Origin of the sequence: Gemmiger formicilis (assembly GCF_016901605.1) — a bacterium.
GTDB lineage: Bacteria > Bacillota > Clostridia > Oscillospirales > Ruminococcaceae > Gemmiger > Gemmiger formicilis_B.
Window position 1 is genome coordinate 1 of the sequence record NZ_JACJKP010000322.1, and the last position, 1,164, is coordinate 1,164.

At 62.8% G+C, this 1,164-nt stretch carries 2 protein-coding genes; one reads left to right on the top strand and one right to left on the bottom strand.

Annotated elements, in window-relative coordinates:
* Positions 1 to 278: NifB/NifX family molybdenum-iron cluster-binding protein (locus H6B10_RS14570; protein ID WP_243427410.1), on the top strand; the 278-nt coding region annotated here is incomplete at its 5' end.
* Between the two features lie 101 nt (positions 279 to 379).
* Here H6B10_RS14570 and H6B10_RS14575 read toward each other — a convergent pair.
* Positions 380 to 1,164: ABC transporter permease subunit (locus tag H6B10_RS14575; protein ID WP_243427411.1), on the bottom strand; the 785-nt coding region annotated here is incomplete at its 5' end.

The following is a 1,164-nucleotide window of genomic DNA, read 5'->3' on the forward strand; positions in this document are numbered from 1 at the left end:
GCAGCGGCCACGGCGCGCTGGCCGGGCTGCTGGCAGCGCTGCAGGTGGATGCGCTGATCTGCGGCGGCATTGGCGGCGGTGCCCGGATGGCGCTGGCGCAGGCCAACATCCGGCTGTACGGCGGCGTCAGCGGTGACGCGGACGCGGCGGCCCAGGCCCTGGCCGAAGGCCGCCTGACCTTTGACCCCGACGCCCATTGTGACCACCACGGCCACCATCACGAGGAAGGCCATGCCTGCGGCGAACAGGGCTGCGGCGGCCACTGCGGCGAACACTGAACCGCAAAATCCGCCCTGCAATAGAAAAACAGGAAAAAAGCAGCCGCCCCTTCGGGCGGCTGCTTTTGGTGTCAAGGGGGCAGGGCAGAGGTGCGCTGCCGTTAGATGTGCAGGTCTTTGCGGCAAAAGACCGTAATGCCGATGGCATACAGGGCCACAGCCCCGGCCAGCAGGGCAAGAACACCGCCCAGGGCGGCGGTTTCCCCGGCCACGAGGCCGCTGGCATCAAACAGGGTAAAGGCCGTAAAGTATTTGGCGTTTTCGGCTTTGCCGCCGGAGTTGGCCAGCATCTGCAAAACGTACATCAGGGCGGGGATACCGGCGCCGAAGCCCACGCTGTATTTGGCGTCGGAGAAAAGGCAGGAAGCCAGGAAGCAGATGCCCCCCAGGAACATGTGCAGGCAAAGCAGCCCGGCGTTTACCGCCAGCAACTGGTCCGGCGGCAGTTCCCCGGGAAAACTGCTTTGGGCCACCGCATATTCCAGCACGGTGGCATACCCCAACAGCAGCACAATGCTGCTGATCAGCACGGACATCTGGGTACAGGCGATGGTGCTGCGCCTGACCGGGGCGGCGACCAGCGCCGCCATGGACCCCCGGTCCACATAGCGGGCGATGAGCCCGTTGCCGCGCAGGATGCAGAACACCATGGGGAACACCAGCAGAATAAACCCGTACAGGTAGGAGATCATGAACCCGATGAGGGTGGTGGCACCGGCCTTCATTCCCACGGCGGCCATCATTTCGGGCATGACTTCATAAAAGCTGTCCAGGGTGGCCATCATTTCCGGCTCATACATGGTGATGATGATGGTCACATACAGCGTGATCACGGCGCCGAAAATCAAAAGCAGTTTTACGCTGCCTTTCATTTCGCGCTTATACA